Below are 18,498 nucleotides of genomic sequence, written 5' to 3' on the forward strand. Positions count from 1 at the left end.
CTATCTGAATGAATTTTGTTACAAGTTTAACCGAAGGTTCTTTGGGCAGAGTTTATTTGACAGGGTATTGGTCGCAACGCTGGAAAATCCATGGTACAGACCTTTTCCAAAAAACGGATAGTCATTAAGCAGATTTTATAAGATTTCATTATTGTCCGGATAAAAATTATCGAATCTCTTGAAACCATTTGTCAAAGCGGGTTCTGGCCCCTCTCCTTTGGAGAGGGGTTGGGGTGAGGTCAAACATTGAAATACAAGATTTTAAATTATTTAGTCGGACAACAATAATAAGATTTCTTATTTATGCACAGTCAGAATGTGATGAAACCATTCTGCATCTTGAGTTTTTATTTGAGACAAACTCGTTGAAAGATACTGCAATTTTTAATCAGCCAAAGCAAGATTATGAAGCTTTAAGTAAACGTATCAATAAATTTATTCAATGGGTAGAAGATAACTGGAACGATTTCCAAAAACCTGAAACCGGTAATAAATAACCTGTAACTATAATGAAACTCTGGCAAAAAAATAATAACTCCCCTTCAGGGGATGGGGTCGAGGTAGAAAAATTTACCGTAGGTAACGATAGGGAATTTGATTTACTGCTTGCGCCTTTTGATGTATTAGGCAATATAGCCCATGCAAAAATGCTGGCAACTGTTGGGTTGCTTACAAATGATGAAGCAGAAAAGCTCGCAACAGAATTAAAAGAGATATACAAAACAACGCAGCAGGATAATAGCTCCCCTTCAGGGGACGGGGGCTTTACGATTCACGATGACATTGAAGATATTCACTCCCAGATAGAATTTCTCCTTACCGAAAAGCTCGGCGATATTGGCAAAAAAATCCATTCCGCCCGCAGCCGCAACGACCAGGTATTGGTGGATATAAAACTATTCCTGCGCCAGGAGATAAAGCAGATCGTTTTAAGCATCCAATCTTTTTTTGAATTGCTTATTCAGCAAAGCGAAAAATATAAAAACGATTTGTTGCCGGGCTATACGCATCTGCAGTTAGCCATGCCTTCATCATTCGGTTTATGGTTTGGCGCTTACGCTGAAAGTTTGGTAGATGATGTAAACACTTTAAAAGCTGCGTATGATGTTGTTAATAAAAACCCCTTAGGTTCCGCCGCCGGTTATGGCTCGTCCTTTCCAATCAACAGAACGCTGACAACGCAGTTATTAGGTTTTGATGACCTGCATTATAATGTGGTATATGCGCAAATGAGCCGCGGAAAAACGGAGCGCATCGTCGCATCAGCGCTTACAAATATTGCAGACACATTGGCAAGGCTGAGCATGGATATGTGTTTATACCTTAACCAAAACTTTGGGTTTGTTTCATTTCCTGCTGAGCTTACAACAGGCAGCAGCATCATGCCGCACAAAAAAAATCCTGATGTGTTTGAACTGATCCGTTCGCATTGCAATCAAATCAAGGCGCTGCCAAATGAAATTATGATGATGACGACCAACCTTCCTTCCGGTTATCATCGCGACCTGCAATTGCTGAAAGAACATTTGTTCCCTGCATTTACTACATTAAACGATTGCATCAATATGGCTGCCCTGATGCTCAGCAATATTGAAGTGAAGAAAGATATTCTTGACGATGAAAAATACAAATACCTGTTTAGTGTGGAAGAAGTAAACAGGCTGGTAAATAACGGCATGCCTTTCCGCGATGCTTATAAAAAAATCGGGCTGGATATTGAAAATGGAAAATTTGAATATTCCACAACTGTGCAGCACGTGCATGAGGGCAGCATTGGTAATTTAATGAATGATAAAATTGCTGCAAACATGCAGAAAGCGGTTGAGAGTTTTCATTTTGAAAAATATCATGCGGCTGTTGAAAAATTGCTTGGCTAAGGAAGGCGCGGCAGAAAAGATCAGTCCTTTTTTTCAATCTTTCCCGAGCCGGCTATATTTTTATTTACAGTTGCATTACCCCTATAATAAACATTCCCAATGCCTGCAATGTTTATATCAAGCTGGCTATCTGCAAACAGCCAGGCATCGCCGCTGCCGGCAATTTTTACCGTTACATTCTCCGCTTTTAAATCATCTGCATGATAATTGCCGCTGCCGGCAATATCAATCCTGGAATCTTTTGTTTCGCCGCTTAAATAAATGTCCCCGCTCCCTGAAATGGATGAGCTTATTGTTGGCGTGTTTACATCAAAATGTATGCTGCCGCTGCCGGCAATGTCAAGGTTAAGATGATCGCCGCCCGTAAATTTATTGGTGGTTTTAATATCGCCGCTGCCGCTTAATTTAAATCTTTCAAGCCTGTTGGTGGTTATATAAACTTTTACCTTATCAAATGATAGTATGTTCACATCCTCTTCTGTGCGTATTACAAGCTCATCTCCGTTTACCTTCGTTTCAATATAAGGCAGCAGGTTTTCATCCGTTTCAATTTTTACAGTTGACGAATTGCCTTGCGTAAGCTCAACATTATAACTGCCCGCACATTTTATTTCATCAAATGAAGGCAAATTTCTTTCCTCGGTTTTAATATTACCGTTGCCTTTTACGGTTTTGTTAAATGGATTGTAACAGGATGCAAACATGGCGGCTATTGCAAGCAGTGTAAATGATACTTTCATGCATGAATTTTTTCTTACCGCTAAATTAAGCACATAATAAAAAAAAGGTGTTGTGCATTTTTATGAGGGCTGTAAAGCTGTATATCAGGCCCTGCCGGCTCTGGTTAATTGATTGTAAACCCTCAGCCGGCATCTTTTTAAAATCGGCTATCTTCGCGCATTCTTATGACCGAAAAAATTTTAATTCTCGACTTTGGCAGCCAATACACGCAATTAATTGCCCGTGCCGTAAGAGAAGCCAATGTTTACTGCGAAATACTTCCATTTAATAAACCTTTTGTAATTGATGAAGCTGTTAAAGGTGTTATTTTAAGCGGTTCGCCATTTAGCGTGAACGACGCAAATGCGCCCGTGGTTGACATTGCTTCCTTCATTCAGAAAACACCTGTGCTGGGCGTTTGTTACGGTGCACAGCTTACGGCAAAGGAATACGGCGGTAAAGTTGAAAAATCAAACAAACGCGAATATGGAAGAGCAAAGCTGCACAAGCAAATTGAAAACGATGTGCTGCTTGCCGGTGTGCAGGATGAATCGCAGGTTTGGATGAGCCACAGCGACACCATTACAAAACTGCCTGAAGGTTTTGAATTGCTGGCAACTACCGCAAGCATTCCGGTTGCAGCCTTCCGGTCAGCAGTCAACGGTCAACAGTCAACCGCCTTTCCGTTATACGGCATACAGTTTCATGCAGAGGTTTATCATTCTACTGAAGGCAAAAAGATCATCAAAAACTTCCTGGTAAATATCTGCGGCTGCAAACAGGATTGGACGCCGGCTTCATTCATACACGAAACCGTTGATGCTTTAAAGAAACAAATTGGCGGTGCGCATGTTATTATGGCTTTAAGCGGTGGTGTTGACAGCACGGTTGCTGCAACCCTCATCAGTAAAGCAATCGGCGAAAGGTTGCACGGTATTTTTGTTGACAATGGCGTATTACGCAAAGATGAGTTTGAAAGCGTGCTTGAAACGTATAAAAAGATCGGGCTTAATGTAACAGGCATTGATGCAAAGCAGCAATTTTATGATGCTTTAAAAGACAAAACAGAGCCGGAGGCCAAAAGAAAAGCCATCGGTAAATTATTTATTGATGTATTCCAGGAAGAAGCCGCAAAAATTCCGGAAGCAAAATTTTTAGGGCAGGGAACAATTTATCCTGATGTAATTGAAAGCATAAGCGTACATGGGCCTTCTGTTACCATCAAATCACATCATAATGTTGGCGGCCTGCCGGATAAAATGCATCTTTCTTTGGCTGAGCCTTTGCGTTTTTTATTTAAGGATGAAGTAAGAAAAGTAGGGCTTGAGCTGGGCATCCCACCGGATATGATCAATCGCCATCCTTTTCCTGGTCCTGGGCTTGCCATAAGAATATTGGGTGATATAACGGAAGAAAAAGTTAAGCTGTTGCAGCAGGCAGATGCTGTATTTATTAACTCGTTAAAAGAACATAGCCTGTACAATAAAGTATGGCAGGCAGCCGCTATATTATTGCCGGTGAAAAGCGTGGGCGTTATGGGCGATGAGCGTACGTATGAATATACCGTTGCCTTGCGGGCTGTGACTTCAGTGGATGGCATGACGGCAGACTGGGCGCATTTGCCTTATGATTTTCTTGCGCATGTATCAAACGAAATTATAAACGGCGTTCGCGGTATAAACCGCGTGGTGTATGATATAAGCAGTAAACCGCCTGCTACCATTGAGTGGGAATAGGCACTAAATTTGATTTTTGCGATTACCATTTATGCATTCAGCTATTAAAAAAATGCTTCCTGCCCTGCTTTTCGTTTTCATAACAGGCATTTCAAAAGCAGCCGATACAACGCATGCGCCTTTGCGCATAGCTGTATTGCTGCCTTTAAATCTCGATTCTGCTTTTAACGGGTATGAATACAATCTGAGCAATGTAAGGATACCGCAATATTTTTTATCGGGCCTTGATTTTTACAGCGGCGTAATGATGGCGATTGATTCCCTGCAGAAAGAAAATGCCAACATTGAAGTGTGGATATATGATACCCATAAAGCCGGTCAATCCATGGATCAGCTTACTGTTCAGATGCAGCCGATGAATTTTGCGCTTGTGGTGGCTTCTATATCCAGTTCAACAGAACAGCGGGCGCTTACTTCATTCTCTGCCAGGAATAGCATACCGGTAATTTCTGCCACTTTTCCTAATGATATTTATCTCGAAAACAACCCGTTTTTTATACTGGTAAATCCAACCTGGAAAACGCACGTACAGGCAATATATAACTACCTCGCAAATAATTATCGCGGCAAAAAAATTGTTTTTTTTACGCGCCGTGGTTCATTGGAAGACAAAATTTCGGAAGAATTAAAACTGCTCAATGCAAGGCGGGCGCTTAATTTCTCCACGATTATTTTAAGGGATAATTTTTCTGCGGCAGACGTGTTGAGCCGGTTAGACAGCACGACCCAAAACATTGTTCTTTGCGGAAGCTTATATGAAAAATTTGGCCAGGCGCTTATAAAGACACTAAATGATAATGGCGAAACTTATTCAAGCGTGGTGGCGGGCATGCCTACCTGGAATGGAATGGATGGAACGACAGGCCAGGCATCTGATAAAATACAAATAGTAGTAACCACGCCTTATAACTACGTGCGCGGTGGCGCTTTTATTGACAGCATATCTGCAAATTATATGCGCGCCTATTATACAAAACCAAGTGATATGGTATATAAAGGTTATGAAACCATGTATCACTTTGCCAGGCTGTTATTGGTTAACCCGGATTCATTCATCAATAATATTTCCCGGGACGATTATACGGTTTCAAATAATTATAGTTTTGAACCGGTAAGGCTTACCCAAACATCTTTTTTACCTGATTATCTTGAAAACAAGAAGCTGTATTATATAAAAATAATTAATGGCAGCGTTACCATTAACTGAAAATAAAAGAGGCGGTTTTTAAGCCGCCTCTTTTATTTTCATAATGTTGATCTTCTCTGTATTCTCGTTTTCATTCTTTGAATATTCCAGAGATCAGCAGCGCTGAATATATTTTTTGTTTCACTAATTCTGCCCGCTACTGTTTCTTTCACTTCCGCTACAAGCGTGTTTAATTCATCCTGGTCAAGATACACTTTCGAATTGTCTGTTTCCTGTTTCATAATTGTTCATTTAATCAAAAAAATCTTTCTATATAGCAGGCAATGCGAAAGAGCTAAAGGCAGTGTTTAATGCCTCCCAAACATATAAAAAATTAATTTTTATGCTGGCGCTGCAAAGATACGGCATATATGGATAGGAATGAAGCTTCAATCGTAAAAGAAATGATAATATATAAGTGGTTATATAAATTATATTAGCGCTTATATATTACGCTTTAATCGAGCCGGTTGTGCAGAAGGGTGTCAATTTTTTTAAATAAATGGTAGGGCTTATATACCCGCCATTCAGGCAGGTCAATCAGTTCAATGTACCGGTCAATTTTTTTCCTGCGAAAATCATACTGGGCGGGCTCGCTCATATTTAAAGCAATAACCCATCCGCCGGAACCTTCATTTTCTTCCGCCCATTCCTGGTAATAATCTTTGTCGCCGCTATGAAAATTTAAAACGTTCTCCGTTATAAGAATGAATTTATTGATGCCATTGCCCGTCATTACATCAATTACATCCCGCTTCAAAGTCATAATATCATTTTCAATAGCATCATTCCATTCACCGATCATTTCAATAATTGCATAGCCCAATTCATAATCTGCATAAATTATTTTCAGGTATAATGTTCGGCTGCCAAATTCATCCCATTGCGGGTGTATGTAATAGTTATAAACGGTTTGTGAAAATTCAAATTCGCTGTATATGCGCCCATAAAAAGGCGACCGGGGATCTTCTTCCGCAGTGTATATATGCCTCCAGTTATAAAACGGTTCTATTTCATGCATGCTGTCAAGCCTCATCAATATTTTATGCCAGATCAGTTTTTTCTTTGGCCCACTGCAAAGCTATTTTCAATTGCTGTGCCATTGTAAGATTGCTGTTATCCAAAATAACAGCGTCTTCTGCTTTCCGCAAAGGGCTTATTTCCCGGTTGCTGTCAATGTAATCCCGCATTTCCAGGTTTTGCTTAACTTCTTCAATTGTAATAGCGGGGTTTACGGCAAATAATTCTTTAAATCTTCTTTCAACACGTATCGCAATGTCTGCCGTCATAAAAATTTTTAATTCGGCATGTGGAAAAACGGTGGTGCCAATGTCCCGCCCATCCATAACAATGCCTTTATGTATGCCCATTCTTTGCTGCTCTGCCACTGCAAATTCTCTTACTTCTTTAATGGTAGCCACTTCGCTTACTTTTTCGCTTATCACCATATCGCGAATGTTCAATTCAATATTCTCATCGTTCAGGTATAAAATGCTTTTGCCGGCATCTACATCAAACACAAATTCCAGATGTATATTTCCCAGTGCCTTTTTTACCTGGCTGATATTGGTGTGCGGAACTTCGTTACGCAGAAAATATAAAGTTATGGCCCTGTACATAGCGCCGCTGTCGGCATAAATATAATACAGATCTTTCGCCAGTTGTTTGGCAAGTGTGCTTTTGCCGCAGGAAGAATACCCGTCAATTGCGATGATAATTTTTTTACTCATCCGGCAAAACTGAACAAAAAATCTGTAACAGTAAATTCAGTTTAATTATTGATGATGTCTATGCCGGGATGTTTTTTTGCATCAAACACAAACAGGTTATCGTCAAACGAAGCATTCAGCGAAATATTATTAAAGCTTATTTCTATAGTGCTGTTCGTTTTATCAACCACCGCTGCCCGGGATACAAGGCTGGTTGATTTATTAATGTAAAGGGTAATCTGTTTAAAGCTTTGCCTTTTGTCAAGCGGTGTTAAGCCTACCTGATAACTGTTTCCTGCCGAAGAAACCAGCTTAATGTCAAAATCTCTTTTATTGAAACCGGTAAGAATTTGCTGTGGTGAAAAATCATTATCGTCTTTATCAACTTTAGCAACCGTGACTTCATTCTGCCCATCAAAATTCCATATTTGAATGCCATTGCAATAAATTTCGCTGCCGCCCTGGTTAATGTAATATTTATCACCCTTCATCTTCATGTTTCCCTTTGAAGCTGAAACAACCCGGTTTTGCTGATCTTTTTGTGTTAAAGAGAAGCTAACATTTATGCCTTTTGCCGATCTTACCTTGGCAGCAGATTTATCCAAAATGCCTTCCGCCGAAGTATTATTCTGAGAAAATGCCGGTAAAAAAAAGAGGCCGGATACAAATAATAAGAGGAGCGATCTTTTCATAGTGCAAATTTCGACAAGGAATAACGTAAAACCGTTTATGCGGAAATATTTAAACGCTTTTATTGGGTGGATTTTTCTTTTTATTAACTGATATAATAGCAAATGATGAACAATGGATGCCTAATTTGCCCGAAAAAATTATCTTTGCACGTTTTATGAAATTTTTACCTGGCATTTTATTAAGCTTTTTGCTGCTCGCCTCCTGTACTTCCAGGCTTGGAAAGATATTAAAAAGCAAGGATAAAGAGTATAAGCTTAAAATGGCTGAGCAATTTTATGTAAAGAAAGATTACAGCAAGGCGCAGCAACTTTACAGCGATCTTTTACCATTGTATAAAGGCGACGCCAGATTTGAGGATATTTATTATAAATATGCTTATACCGCCTATTACCAGAAAGATTACATGAATGCGGAAAACCTTTTCAAAACGTATGGCGAAAACTTTCCAAACAGCGCCCGGGTGGAAGAAACGGAGTTTATGCGCTGTATGGCATATTATAAACAATCGCCAAAAGTTGATCTTGACCAAACAAACACGGTAAAGACCATAGCATTGCTGCAGGCTTTTATTAATACCCACCCCGATTCGAAAAGGGTGGAGGAATCAAATGATATAATTGATAAATGCCGCGCAAAGCTGGAGCTAAAGGAATTTAACAACGCCAAACTGTATTACGACCTGGGTTATTTTAAGGCGGCGGGCGTTGCTTTTTCCGTATTGATAGATGATTATCCTGATTCTGATAACAGCGACAGCTATGCGCTAAGTTCCATTAAAGCCTATTACAAATATGCGGAGCTGAGCGTAATTGATAAACAGGAGGAACGATACCAGAAAGTAGTGGCCGATGTAAACGATTTTGAACAGCGTTTTCCGCAAAGCAAATTGCTTACAGATGCAGTTAGCTACAGAACGCTGGCAGAAAATAATTTAAAAAAACTTCAAACAAAGAATAATGAGCAAACTAAGGAGACAACTCAGCGTTAACACGCTGAATACAGTTGAAACAAAGAGCCTGCTTGATATTAAATCAAGAACAGGCAACCTTTATGAGTCTATTGCTATCATTGCTAAAAGGGCTAATCAGATTAATATTGTTATTAAAGAAGAATTGCATAATAAACTGGAAGAATTTGCGAGCCACACCGATAGCCTGGAAGAGATTCATGAAAATAAGGAGCAGATTGAAATTTCAAAGGCGTATGAAAAAATGCCCAATCCTGCTATTCTTGCCACACAGGAATTCCTGGATGAAAAAATTTATTACAGGAAGAATGATGACGACCTTTTCCGTTAACAGCCTGTAAGTAGTACATTTAATCCCCCGATGCATCGGGGGATTTTTTATTAAAAAAGCATGCTTAAAGGAAAAAAAGTTTTATTAGGAATAAGCGCAAGCATTGCCGCCTATAAATCAATATTGCTGGCGCGCCTGCTGGTAAAAGAAGGCGCAGAAGTTAAAGTTATCATGACGCCTGCAGCCAAAGATTTTGTGTCGCCGCTTGTGCTTTCAACACTTACCGGCAATACAGTTTTGGTTGATATATTCAGTGAAGACAGCTGGGCTAATCATGTAATGCTGGGCCGTTGGGCCGATGTAATGCTGGTAGCTCCGTTAAGTTGCAATACCCTGGCAAAAATGGCGCATGGCCAGTGCGATAATTTGCTGCTGGCTGTTTACCTTTCATCTACCTGCCCCATAGCAATTGCACCGGCAATGGATGCAGACATGTGGCATCACCCTGCCACCCAAAAAAATATAAGGGCATTAAAAGAATATGGCCATGTTTTGATTGATGTGGAGCACGGCGAGCTGGCCAGCGGTTTGGTGGGCGAAGGCCGCATGGCCGAGCCGGAAAACATTCTGTTTTTTCTGAAGGAAAAATTCTTCAGGCAGGATACGCTGAAAAACAAAAAAGCACTGGTAACAGCCGGCCCCACATACGAACCGGTTGACCCGGTTCGTTTTGTAGGCAATCATTCATCCGGCAAAATGGGTTTTGCACTGGCTGAAGCTTTATATGAAAATGGCGCCGATGTTACGGTGGTGAGCGGCCCCGTGCATCAGCAAACAAAATATAAAGGCATTAAAATAGTGAATGTAAATACGGCGGAAGAAATGTATAATGCCTGTTTGCAGCTACATGAGGCAATGGATATTGAAATAATGGCCGCTGCGGTTGCCGATTATAAACCCGCATCTGTGGCAACAGAAAAAATAAAGAAAACAGAGAACAACTTTATGCTTAACCTTACTAAAACAAATGATATACTGGCAACATTGGGCGCAAAAAAGAAAAGCCAGTTTTTAATTGGTTTTGCACTGGAAACAAACAATGAAAAACAACATGCGCTGGATAAGCTGAAAAAGAAAAATGCGGATATGATCGTTTTAAATTCCCTGAAAGACGCCAATGCCGGTTTTGGGCACGATACGAATAAAGTATCCGTTTTTTTGGCAAACGGCAGCCATGTAGAAACAGGGCTTGCATCAAAAAAAGATATTGCCAAGAAGATTGTTGAACTCGTTATTGAAAAAATGCATGCGTAAATTTTTGCTGATAATACCCATGTTTGCCGCCTGTGCCGGGATTAATGCACAGGAGCTGCAGGCTAAAGTGGTAGTGCTGGCGCAGCAGGTGGGCACCACAGTTGATAAATCAGTATTTACCACCCTGCAAAATCAACTTGCCGGTTTCATCAACAGCCGCAAATGGACGCAGGATGCCTATCAGCCGCAGGAAAAAATAAATTGCAATTTTATTCTTACCGTTAAAAGCGTTAATGCAGATAATGTTTACAATGCCAGCCTGGCCATACAGGCAGCAAGGCCGGTGTTTAATGCTACTTATCAAACAGCATTGATTAATTACCAGGATGCAGATGTGCAGTTTAAATATGTGCAGTACGAGCAGCTCAATTTTAATGAAAACAGGGTGCAGGGCACAGATGCATTAAGCGCAAACCTTACCGCCATTTTTGCCTATTATGCTTATATGATACTGGGTTTTGATTACGATTCATTTTCGCTGAAAGGCGGTGATGCCTATTTTATGAAAGCGCAGAATATTGTAACCAATGCGCCGGAAGCAAAAGGGATAAGCGGGTGGAAACCGTTTGACGGGCAAAGAAACCGTTACTGGCTGTCGGAAAACATGGTTAATACCAGGTATAACAATGTGCACGATATTATTTATGGTTATTACCGGAACGGGCTTGATAAAATGTACAGCGATGCGGAAAGCGGCCGTACGGCCGTACTGGCGTCTTTATCATCCCTGCAGGATTTTAACCAGCAAAATCCTAACACCATGATTGCACAATTTTTGGTGCAGGGAAAATCGCAGGAATATATTGGTATATTCAGGAATGCAGATCCGCAAAGCCGCACAGAAGCATCGCAGGTTTTAGCATCCATAGATATTTCCAATGCCGGCGTTTATAAAGAATCAATGAAATGAAGCAGTGTTTTGTTTGCGTTTTGTTTATAGTTTATCTGGCAGCCTGCGGTACAGAGGATAAAAAGATCTCTGATAAGATAATGCCGGTTGATAAAATGAAGGTTATTGTGTGGGAATTGATGCAGGCGGGCAGCTATGCCACTATAAAAAAAGAAAAAGATACATCATCGGCCACGCAATTGAATACAGCTTATATGGCGCAGGTTTTACAGATGCATAAGATTAATAAAGATGATTTTTTTAAAAGCTTCGATTACTATCAAACACATCCGGCGTTAAATAAAATTTTATTTGATTCCATCAATGCCTATTCGCAACGCAGGCGGGCAGACCTGTATAGAAAGGTGGAATAACCGCTTTAGGATTTTTTTAAGTAATTTATTGCAACCTGCATCGTTTTAATAGGGTCTCTCATATAACCGGGAAATCACAAAACAAAAATCAATTCTATGCAAAAATTCATTTTGTCTTTATGTTTTATAACAGCCCTGTCTGCCGCCGCCTCGGCCCAGTCGTTTAGCCTGGGAGGTAAAGTGGGCGCCAATCTCGGCAAGATAGACGGGCAGTCGTTTAAAGATGGTTACAATTTCGGCTATGTGCTGGGCGCTTATGCCGAAATTGGCATAAGCAAAACCATCGCTATACAACCCGAATTGCTTTTCAGCCAAACCAATACTACGTATAAGGATTCATCGGATGCAATAATAACCAAACCGGATAAGGTGCACCTGAATTATCTGAACGTCCCCATCCTGCTTAACATTAATGCGAGCAGGCTGCTTACGTTTCAGTTAGGCCCGCAGTTTAGCGTATTGATGAATAAAGACCAGAAGCTGGGCGATAATGTAAGCGATGCTTTTAAAGGCGGCGACCTTGCGGCCGTATTGGGCGCACAATTAAATTTTGGCGTGCTAAAGGTGTATGGCCGTTATAATATTGGCCTGAGCAATATTAGCGACGTAACTGATTCTGATAAATGGAAAAGCCAGGCGCTGCAGTTTGGCCTGGGCATAAAGATCTTATAAGTTTGTATTTTATATTGAAGAAAGCATCATGCAGTTTGTGTGATGCTTTTTTGTTTATAGCAACAATCCCGGCAATGCTTTTACATTTGTGCCATGAAACCGAGCATGATAATTTTTCTCACACAACCCGTCCCGAACCAGCTTCGGGAGGGGAATGCCTGCCGGCGAGGCAGGTACGTAGCGAGGTTCTCCCGAAACAAGTTCGGGACAGGCATGAGACCATTGAAAAAATAAACTTGTACGAATGAAACCGAGCATGATAATTTTTTCTCACACAGGGGAATGTACATAGCGAGGTTCTCCCGAAGCAAGTTCGGGACAGGCATGAGACATCTGAAAAAACAAATATGCACGAATGAATAATGCAGTAAAGCTTATTGAATGCCCGCGGGACGCTATGCAGGGCTGGCATGCATTTATTCCAACCCAACAAAAAATAAACTACATCAACGGCCTGCTGCAGATTGGCTTTGATACGATTGATTTTGGAAGTTTCGTTTCCTCCAAAGCCATGCCGCAAATGGCTGATACAAAAGAAGTAATTGGTAATTTAAATTTTGAAGAAAGCAATACAAAATTGCTTGCAATTGTTGCCAATGAAAGAGGCGCTAAAGAAGCTGTTGTTTATGATGGGATCAGTTATCTTGGCTTTCCGTTTTCCATATCGCCCACATTCCAGCAACGCAATGCCAACAGCAGCATTGAAGAAAGCCTGCAGCGTGTGGAAGCCATTCAGTCAGCCTGTATGCAACATAACAAAACACTGGTTGTTTACTTAAGCATGGCATTCGGCAATCCTTACGGCGATGCCTGTAATGAAGCAATTTTATTGCATTGGGCAGATGCCCTGGCGCAACGGGGCATAAAGATTATTTCTTTGGCCGATACCGTTGGCGTTGCCACGCCTGAACAAATACATAGTGCCTGCACAATTTTAATACAACGATATCCATTCATAGAAACAGGTGTGCACTTACATGCATCTGCAGCAAACAGGAAAGAAAAATTAGAAGCTGCATATAGCGCCGGCTGCATGCGGTTTGATGGTGCATTAAAAGGTATTGGCGGCTGCCCCATGGCGCAGGATGCACTGGTGGGCAATATGGATACGCTCTATATGATTGAATATTTCAAACAAAAGCATGTATTGGGCACATTGAATAAAGAGGCTTTGCAAAAAAGCATAACTATCGCAAACGAAATTTTTATATAAGCATGCAGTTCTTTGCAAACATTAATATTAAACCGCTTGAGCCTTCCATATCATACAGGGATAAGATTTTGCTCACGGGTTCATGTTTTACAGAACATATTGGCAACTTTTTGATCGAATCAAAATTTAATGCGCTGCAAAACCCAAATGGTATTTTGTTCGATCCGAAAAGCGTTGCATCCAGCCTGTTGTCATACATTCAAAACAGGCAGTATGCCGAAGCTGATTTGTTCTATCTGAATGAAGCCTGGAATAGCTGGCAGCACCACAGCCGTTTCTCGAATGCTGATAAAGAAACCTGTTTAGCAGCAATCAATAACAGCCGGCAGCAGGCGCATGCTTTCTTAAAAGAAGCCGATTGGCTCATCATAACGTTAGGCTCCGCATTTACCTATAAACTTACGCCGGAGTCTCCCCACTCCACCCGGTGGATAGGGGGCGAGGTGGCCAACTGCCACAAAGCGCCGGCGCAAAACTTTATTAAGCACCTGAATACAATTGAAGAAATTGTTACGGTATTTGATAATGTGATCCACCGGCTCTTCCATTTCAATCCCGGCCTGAGAATAATTTTTACCATAAGCCCGGTGCGGCATTTAAGAGATGGCGTGGTTGATAACAACCGTAGTAAAGCAAGGCTCATTGAAGCGGTGCATCATTTGGTAAACAAATTTGATAAGCTTTACTATTTTCCTGCTTATGAACTGGTGATAGATGTGCTGCGGGATTACCGTTTTTATGATGTTGACCTGGCACACCCCAATTATGCGGCAACACAATTTGTGCTGGAAAAATTTTCAGAAGCCTGTTTTGACAGGCCTACAAACGAGCTGGCAGAAGAAATAAAGAAAATAAACATAGCAAAAAAACATAAGCCATTCAACCCGCAATCATCATTGCATAAAAAATTGCTGCAGCAGCAACTGGAGAAAACAAAAGATATTTTGCAACGGCATCCATATTTAAATTTTGAGGAAGAATTGCAATACTTTTCAAAAGATTAAAACTGCCGGCGCATACATTTACCTTGTATTTACTGTAACAGGATTTATAATGAAGTTTGATACAATTTTTGAGAACGGTATGTTGATTGCCGTTAATAAACCGGCCGGTTTGCTCAGCATTCCCGGCAGGGAGGGGAAAGAGGTTTCGCTTAAGCAAATGCTGGCAGATAAGTATGGTGAAATTTTTACCGTGCACCGGCTTGATAAAAATACAAGCGGCGTAATTGTTTTTGCAAAGAATGAAGCAGCGCATAAAGCGCTTTCCGGGCTTTTTGAAAGCCGGGCTACAGAAAAAATATATTACGGGCTTGTTCATGGAAGCCTTTCACCGCAAAGCGGAAAAATTGAAGAGCCAATAATGCAGCACCCGTCGGGCAATGGTAAAATGGTTTTGCATATAAAGGGCAAACCGGCATTTACAGAATATGAAACGCTGGAAGATTTTAAGCGTTTTAGCTGGGTGAAATTTAATATCCTTACCGGCAGAACACATCAGATACGCCTTCATTCCCGGTTTATAGGGCACAGCATAGTATGTGATGATTTGTATGGCGATGGCAGCCCGGTTTTTCTTTCTTCCCTCAAGAAAAAATATAACCTGGGCAGGAACGAAATGGAAGAAAGGCCGGTTTTATCAAGGCTGGCCCTGCACAGCGCCTCGTTAAAGTTTACGCTGGATGAAGAAGCCTTTTCATTTGAAGCGCCGCTGCCAAAAGACCTGAAAGCTTTATTGCAACAGTTAAGAAAACTGAATGGTTAATGCATGCATTTCAGGCGCCGGGATTTGTAATCCCGGCTGGCCCGCGAAAGCGGCCTGGCCGGTCTGAACAACGCTCATATAGCAATTAAACAGGTTTCCCGGTTTGCGCCCTCGCTGTTTCAATTACAATCTTTGCTGCATTGGCAGAAGCATTGCCGCCGGCAGAAAGCATCTTTTTCAGGTCTTCATAATCCTGCTTAATCTGCGCTTTTTTGGTTTCATCACAAAGCAGCTTTGATAATTCCCGCTTTACATTTTTTACGGTAAGCTCGTTTTGAATCAATTCTTTTACAACCGGCTTATCCATTATCAGGTTTACCAGCGATATATATTTGATCTTAATAAGCCGCTTCGCTATCTGGTAACTCATGTTGCTACCTTTGTAGCAAACCACTTCGGGCACGCCAAACAGGGCGGTTTCCAATGTTGCCGTGCCGCTTGTAACCAATGCAGCCTTTGCTTCTGAAAGCAGTTGATATGTTTTATTGCGAACAGAAGAAACATTGGTATAGTTGCGCACAAAGCTTTCATAAAACGCATCTTCCAGACCGGGCGCTTTTGCCAGGATAAACTGGTACTGCGGAAAATACCTGCTTACTTCCAGCATGATGGGCAGCTTCTTCGCAATTTCCTGCTTCCTGCTGCCGGGCAATAAGGCAATAATATTATTAGCTGAAGGCTGGCTGCTGATTGCGGATTGCTTAAACTCCTCAACTGCCTGTACCAGCGGATGGCCCACATAATCCACATCCCAGTTCCATTTGTTTTTATAATATTCTTTTTCAAAAGGAAGGATAACGATCATCTCATCTATCGTTTCTTTCATTTTGGGCACACGGCTTTCCTTCCATGCCCAGACTTGCGGGGGTATATAAAAAACAGTTTTGGCTTTTGGCTTTTGGCTTTTGGCTTTTGGCTTATAGGCCCATTCCGCAATACGAAGATTAAAAGCAGAATAATTAATTAATACCAAAACATCAGGATCAAACTGTAAGATATCTTCTTTACAAAATTTCAAATTACCAAGAATGTTTTTTAAATTCATTACTATTTCTGCAAAACCCATAAATGCCAGGTCGTGATAATGCTTCGCAAGTGTTGCGCCGGCAGCCCGCATCAAATCGCCGCCCCAGCACCGGATGTTTGCTTCTGCATCCAGCTTTTTAACTTCTTTTATCAGATTACTGCCATGCAGGTCGCCGCTTGCCTCTCCTGCTATAATATAATACTTCATAACTATATCCCGCAGGCACGGGAAATGTTTAATATTTGAAAAGATAAAAGTAAAGCAAAGGAAACGAAGCAAGGCTAAGTAATAATTTGAGGCGTTGTAACAGCGATAAAAATTTATTTCACCGCCCGGTCAAACACACCTGTATAAACCCTGCCGTTTTTTTTCACCTGCACCCATATACGGTAATTGCCCGGCGATTCAAATGTGTATGGAAAACTTACCGTATTGCCAGTGTGCATATTGAGCATGCCCATCATTGTTTTCTTTTCTTCAGGGCCGCAGCCGGCCGGCATTTCCATACCTGCCATTTCCATCATTAAATAATCTTCCCTTTCTTTTTCGGGCATAGCTTCCAGCTTTTTTACAGCTATATCCACGCTATCCCTGAAAGCGGCTGCATCCGGGTTTTCCGGCTTGCCGCCTGTTGTGGCCATGCGGTTCTCAAGCCTCATCTGCGCAGCCATTGAATAGGTGCCTACAGGATGCACATGAGAGAAAACATTTCCGTCGTACCGAATTATCATCAGGTGGCCTGCCATTCCCATATAAAGATCTGGCACAAAGGGCTGGTTATTCTCATCCCACAGGCTGAACTTAAATTGTTGCAGCCCGCCGCTAAAGTAATGCCTGCCTTTTTCCGGCGCTTCCAGTAAAATTTTTAAACCATCGCCGGTGTTATAAACCTGCCCTGTTTTACCGCCAATGGTTACGTTTTTGCCTTCGTTGCCCACGTTCCCGGCAAACGAAATGGGGTGGGAAATATCGCTTGAATTATCACTGTCTCCTGCGCTGTCTGTTTTAAACCCTGTTGTATCGTTATTGATGGTAAGGGTATCTTTTAAAGTTTCTGTAAACCCGGAATTATAAACGATATCCGCAAAAGCAAGATATTTCCCATTGGGAATATCCGGCATATCAACAGAAAAGCCCAGAGAGCCTGTACGTGCCGGATGTATATGTGCAAAAACCTCCATCCCGGGCAGGCTAACCAGAAACAGGTGCATTATTTTTCCATGGTCGGGAATAATATATGGCAGCCATTTGCTTCGCTGGCTGCCGGCTGTATCAATAGTCAGGTTCAATACGTTGCCCTTATTATTTTCAACGGTATAACTGGCATGCATAGGTTTAAAAATGTACCGGCTTGTTTTTTTTTCAATACTATTCCACCATCGTTTTCCGCCGAGCACGAGCCCGGAACATAATAAAGCGGTAATAATAATGGCAGCTCCTTTTGCATATTTGCTTTTGGCGGAAATGGGCTCCCCGCTTTTTGTAACCGCATCAGACACGCTGGCGCCGCTAATGGTTGCCATGAGCACAAAGAGAAAAACGCCCAGCGCAATAAGCATATACCTGGTAAAAGGCGGGAGGCTTTTTTTTGTTATGGAAACAGCAACCACCGGAACGAGTATTTTTCCCTTTCCTTTAGGCCCGGAAAGGCCAATCTCTATGCTGGCCGAGCCATTATTCATCAGCCACAGGGCGCCTGAATACTGGCCCGGGTTTCCGGCTACGGCATCTAAAATATCGGGTAGCGGCGCACCCCCTTCGCCTGAATAAAAATAAACCGGGCGGGCGGTTATTTTTATTCCCGCCCCGCTTGTATAAACCGTTAATGAAGCCGTGCCGGGAATAACATCGGGCGGCTTAATATTCACCAATACATGATACGGCCCGGCCATACCCTCCAGCGTAATATTTGAATTTCCTATGTGCGCGTAAGTTTTGTTTAACTGTATAAGCAGCATAACCAAAACAAAAACCTTTCTTTTCATTCGTACAGGTTTGTTTTTTCGATGGTCTCATGCCTGTCCCGAACTTGTTTCGGGAGAACCTCGCTATGTACCTGCCTCGCCGGCAGGCAGGCATTCCCCTC

The 18,498-nt window shown here is 41.6% G+C and carries 20 protein-coding genes; 13 read left to right on the top strand and 7 right to left on the bottom strand.

Annotated features, from left to right (window positions below; genetic code table 11):
* Nucleotides 1-188 precede the first annotated feature (188 nt).
* Both QM629_RS04395 and argH read left to right on the top strand, forming a co-directional pair.
* Nucleotides 189-497, top strand: a complete 309-nt coding sequence (locus QM629_RS04395; protein ID WP_415157579.1) for a four helix bundle protein — start codon at nucleotides 189-191, stop codon at nucleotides 495-497.
* A gap of 12 nt (nucleotides 498-509) precedes the next feature.
* On the top strand, nucleotides 510-1,877 hold the full coding sequence (gene argH / locus QM629_RS04400; RefSeq protein WP_415157581.1) for an argininosuccinate lyase: 1,368 nt from the start codon (nucleotides 510-512) through the stop codon (nucleotides 1,875-1,877).
* 20 nt (nucleotides 1,878-1,897) lie between these two features.
* On the opposite strand, the gene QM629_RS04405 is transcribed toward argH, so the two are convergent.
* Complete coding sequence (locus QM629_RS04405) at nucleotides 1,898-2,617, bottom strand: head GIN domain-containing protein (protein WP_415157583.1); 720 nt, start codon at nucleotides 2,615-2,617, stop codon at nucleotides 1,898-1,900.
* Between the two features lie 165 nt (nucleotides 2,618-2,782).
* On the opposite strand from QM629_RS04405, the gene guaA reads away from it, so the two are divergent.
* A complete protein-coding gene (gene guaA, locus QM629_RS04410) occupies nucleotides 2,783-4,333 on the top strand; it encodes a glutamine-hydrolyzing GMP synthase (protein WP_415157585.1) in 1,551 nt (516 codons plus the stop codon).
* 16 nt (nucleotides 4,334-4,349) lie between these two features.
* Complete coding sequence (locus QM629_RS04415; protein ID WP_415157587.1) at nucleotides 4,350-5,540, top strand: ABC transporter substrate-binding protein; 1,191 nt, start codon at nucleotides 4,350-4,352, stop codon at nucleotides 5,538-5,540.
* Nucleotides 5,541-5,578: 38 nt separating this feature from the next.
* On the opposite strand, the gene QM629_RS04420 is transcribed toward QM629_RS04415, so the two are convergent.
* The 4 genes from QM629_RS04420 to QM629_RS04435 form a co-directional block, all read right to left on the bottom strand.
* On the bottom strand, nucleotides 5,579-5,761 hold the full coding sequence (locus QM629_RS04420; protein WP_415157589.1) for a hypothetical protein: 183 nt from the start codon (nucleotides 5,759-5,761) through the stop codon (nucleotides 5,579-5,581).
* A gap of 215 nt (nucleotides 5,762-5,976) precedes the next feature.
* On the bottom strand, nucleotides 5,977-6,540 hold the full coding sequence (locus QM629_RS04425; RefSeq protein ID WP_415157591.1) for a hypothetical protein: 564 nt from the start codon (nucleotides 6,538-6,540) through the stop codon (nucleotides 5,977-5,979).
* Between the two features lie 22 nt (nucleotides 6,541-6,562).
* Nucleotides 6,563-7,249 (bottom strand): (d)CMP kinase, encoded by a 687-nt coding sequence (gene cmk, locus QM629_RS04430; protein ID WP_415157593.1) that lies wholly within the window; start codon nucleotides 7,247-7,249, stop codon nucleotides 6,563-6,565.
* A gap of 41 nt (nucleotides 7,250-7,290) precedes the next feature.
* Nucleotides 7,291-7,920, bottom strand: coding sequence for a LolA family protein (locus QM629_RS04435; RefSeq protein ID WP_415157595.1), 630 nt, complete (start codon nucleotides 7,918-7,920; stop codon nucleotides 7,291-7,293).
* A 155-nt stretch (nucleotides 7,921-8,075) separates the two neighbouring features.
* Between QM629_RS04435 and QM629_RS04440 the strand changes: the two genes are divergently transcribed.
* The 9 genes from QM629_RS04440 (at nucleotide 8,076) to QM629_RS04480 (ending at nucleotide 15,385) form a co-directional block, all read left to right on the top strand.
* A complete protein-coding gene (locus QM629_RS04440; protein ID WP_415157597.1) occupies nucleotides 8,076-8,909 on the top strand; it encodes an outer membrane protein assembly factor BamD in 834 nt (277 codons plus the stop codon).
* Complete coding sequence (locus QM629_RS04445) at nucleotides 8,878-9,219, top strand: DNA-directed RNA polymerase subunit omega (RefSeq protein WP_415157599.1); 342 nt, start codon at nucleotides 8,878-8,880, stop codon at nucleotides 9,217-9,219. Before QM629_RS04440 ends, QM629_RS04445 begins: the two co-directional genes overlap by 32 nt.
* Nucleotides 9,220-9,279: 60 nt before the next feature.
* Complete coding sequence (gene coaBC, locus QM629_RS04450) at nucleotides 9,280-10,473, top strand: bifunctional phosphopantothenoylcysteine decarboxylase/phosphopantothenate--cysteine ligase CoaBC (RefSeq protein WP_415157601.1); 1,194 nt, start codon at nucleotides 9,280-9,282, stop codon at nucleotides 10,471-10,473.
* A complete protein-coding gene (locus tag QM629_RS04455; RefSeq protein ID WP_415157603.1) occupies nucleotides 10,466-11,383 on the top strand; it encodes a DUF4835 family protein in 918 nt (305 codons plus the stop codon). The genes coaBC and QM629_RS04455 overlap by 8 nt, the downstream gene beginning before the upstream one ends.
* Nucleotides 11,380-11,736 carry a DUF4296 domain-containing protein gene (locus tag QM629_RS04460; protein ID WP_415157605.1) on the top strand — a complete coding sequence of 119 codons (357 nt, stop codon included), beginning with the start codon at nucleotides 11,380-11,382 and terminating at the stop codon, nucleotides 11,734-11,736. The genes QM629_RS04455 and QM629_RS04460 overlap by 4 nt, the downstream gene beginning before the upstream one ends.
* Before the next feature lie 96 nt (nucleotides 11,737-11,832).
* Nucleotides 11,833-12,408, top strand: a complete 576-nt coding sequence (locus QM629_RS04465; RefSeq protein WP_415157607.1) for an outer membrane beta-barrel protein — start codon at nucleotides 11,833-11,835, stop codon at nucleotides 12,406-12,408.
* Nucleotides 12,409-12,763: 355 nt separating this feature from the next.
* Nucleotides 12,764-13,621, top strand: coding sequence for a hydroxymethylglutaryl-CoA lyase (locus QM629_RS04470; RefSeq protein ID WP_415157609.1), 858 nt, complete (start codon nucleotides 12,764-12,766; stop codon nucleotides 13,619-13,621).
* A gap of 2 nt (nucleotides 13,622-13,623) precedes the next feature.
* Entirely contained in the window at nucleotides 13,624-14,625 is a 1,002-nt protein-coding gene (locus tag QM629_RS04475) for a GSCFA domain-containing protein (protein WP_415157611.1), read from the top strand.
* 49 nt (nucleotides 14,626-14,674) lie between these two features.
* Nucleotides 14,675-15,385, top strand: a complete 711-nt coding sequence (locus QM629_RS04480) for an RluA family pseudouridine synthase (protein ID WP_415157613.1) — start codon at nucleotides 14,675-14,677, stop codon at nucleotides 15,383-15,385.
* Nucleotides 15,386-15,470: 85 nt separating this feature from the next.
* Here the strand turns inward: QM629_RS04480 and lpxB are convergent, their stop codons facing one another.
* Entirely contained in the window at nucleotides 15,471-16,619 is a 1,149-nt protein-coding gene (gene lpxB / locus QM629_RS04485) for a lipid-A-disaccharide synthase (protein WP_415157615.1), read from the bottom strand.
* Nucleotides 16,620-16,732: 113 nt separating this feature from the next.
* Nucleotides 16,733-18,397 (bottom strand): hypothetical protein, encoded by a 1,665-nt coding sequence (locus tag QM629_RS04490; protein WP_415157617.1) that lies wholly within the window; start codon nucleotides 18,395-18,397, stop codon nucleotides 16,733-16,735.
* Nucleotides 18,398-18,498 lie beyond the last annotated feature (101 nt).

The sequence above is a fragment of the Parafilimonas sp. genome, from assembly GCF_047606085.1.
Taxonomy (GTDB): domain Bacteria; phylum Bacteroidota; class Bacteroidia; order Chitinophagales; family Chitinophagaceae; genus Parafilimonas.